Origin of the sequence: Corallococcus aberystwythensis (genome assembly GCF_003612165.1) — a bacterium.
Classification (GTDB): domain Bacteria; phylum Myxococcota; class Myxococcia; order Myxococcales; family Myxococcaceae; genus Corallococcus; species Corallococcus aberystwythensis.
The window spans coordinates 1-1,842 of sequence record NZ_RAWK01000517.1 but is presented as its reverse complement, the minus strand read 5'-3'; the positions used below and the strand labels follow the sequence as shown (position 1 = coordinate 1,842).

3 protein-coding genes are annotated in these 1,842 nt (G+C 67.0%); 1 reads left to right on the top strand and 2 read right to left on the bottom strand.

What is annotated here, in order from left to right; genetic code table 11:
• On the top strand, nt 1-633 hold a 633-nt coding region (locus tag D7W81_RS41120), incomplete at its 5' end, for an SCO family protein (RefSeq protein WP_244227797.1).
• An 83-nt stretch (nt 634-716) separates the two neighbouring features.
• Here D7W81_RS41120 and D7W81_RS41115 read toward each other — a convergent pair.
• Complete coding sequence (locus D7W81_RS41115; protein ID WP_120560735.1) at nt 717-1,133, bottom strand: hypothetical protein; 417 nt, start codon at nt 1,131-1,133, stop codon at nt 717-719.
• 131 nt (nt 1,134-1,264) lie between these two features.
• On the bottom strand, nt 1,265-1,723 hold the full coding sequence (locus D7W81_RS41110) for a hypothetical protein (RefSeq protein ID WP_120560734.1): 459 nt from the start codon (nt 1,721-1,723) through the stop codon (nt 1,265-1,267).
• Between the last annotated feature and the right edge of the window lie 119 nt (nt 1,724-1,842).

Below are 1,842 nucleotides of genomic sequence, written 5' to 3'. Positions count from 1 at the left end.
CCCCGCTCCCGTCCCCTCCGCCGCTCCTGGGTGTGGGCAGGCATCGCCGTGGCGTCGCTCGGTTTCATGGGCGTGGCGATCCACGACCTGGTGCAGGGCCGTTCGCAGCCGCCGCCCAGGCTGGGCGCCCTGCCGGACTTCACCTTCACGCGGCAGGACGGGCAGCCCTTCGGGCTGAAGCAGCTCCGCGGCCACCCGTTCATCGCCAACTTCATCTTCACCCGCTGCCCCACCGTCTGCCCCGTCTTCACGCAGAAGATGGCGCGCGTGCAGGGGAACACCGCGAAGCTGGGGACGGACCTCCAGCTGGTGTCGTTCTCCGTGGATCCGGCCTACGACACCCCGGAGCGGCTGACCGAGTACGCGAAGAAGTACCAGGCGGACTTCACCCGCTGGAACTTCCTCACCGGCGACTACGTCACCCTCAAGGACACCATCGTCCAGGGCTTCAAGATCAGCATGGGCCGCGAGCCCGGCGCCGCCGAGGACGACCTGCTCTCCATCTTCCACGGCACCCACTTCGTGCTGGTGGACGGCACCGGGGAGATCCGCGGCTACTACGACAGCGCGGATCCGGAGGCGACCCGGAAGCTGGAGGCCGACGCCTTCCGCATCACCCGCGAAGAGGGCTGAAGCCCGCAAAGCCGAAGGGCCGGCCCCACCTTTCGGTGAGTACCGGCCCTCGTGCCTGAGTCACGCCAGCTTCAGCGGGGAGCTCAGTTGAGCAGCTGCGCCTGCGCCTGCGCGATGATGTTCTGGAAGTTCTGCTGCGCGGGCTGGGAGGCCAGCGCGCCGACCTGGTCCGCGCCGGTCTTCACGGTGGTCGCGATGTCGCCGATCGCCTTCACGGTGGGGGCGAACTTGGTCAGCTGGCTCAGACCGGCCAGGGGGCCCTTGGAGAGCATGGCCGCGCCGGAGTCGATGAACTTGTCCACGAACGGCTTCGCCAGCTTGCCCAGGCCGAACGGGAGCTTGTCCAGGAGGCCGCCCGCCAGACCCTTCAGGCCGCCCGTGATGGCGCCCATGGGGTTCTGCACGAAGTTCAGCGCCTTGCCCGCGATGTTCGCGACGCCGCCGGCGACGCTGCTGACCGTCTTCGCGATGCTGCCAACAACCTTGCCGATGCCGCCCATGGTAATACCCCCTGCTTAAGTCTGGTTTGGAGAGTGTGCGCCGAAGTGAAGCTGCAAAAGGATTCTCGGAAGGGGGAGGAAAATGTTTCCTCCGAATTTCCGATCTATTTCACGGGGATTCCGGGCGGGCTTCAGCCGCGGGTTCCGCCGCCGCCCTTCTTCAGCTGATCCATGAGCTCCTGACGCTTCGCCTCGTCCTGGGGCGCCTTGGGGGCCTCGCCCGTGGGGTTCAGCGCGGGCTTGTTGGCGGCGGCGCCGCTGCTCTTGCCGGCCTCGAACTCGGACTTGGCGAAGGGGTTGCCCTGGCCGGGCAGCTCACCCTTGGCGCCGGCGACGAGGAACTCACCGACCTCTTCCACCGTGTGCACCGGGAAGCCGTTCGCCTTCAGCTCCTCGTCGGACACGACGTTGAGCATGGGCTCCTTGTCCTTGTCCTGCGCGTACTCGAGCACCAGCTCGACGTAGTCCTCCAGCTTCATGCCCACGGCATCCGCGATGCGCTTCGTCTCGGGATCCTTGAGGAGCTCCGCGCGCACGACTTCCACGGGACGGGACAGACCACGCTTCTTGCCAGGGGCTTGCTGGGACATGTGAGTTCGCTCCGGAGAGGAGAGGAAAGACGGCTGGGAACAACTCTAGCCCATCTTTCCAGTACTACCCATTCCCCGGCCCGGACTGGCCCCGGCCCCCTCTGGGGACACCCCTGTCC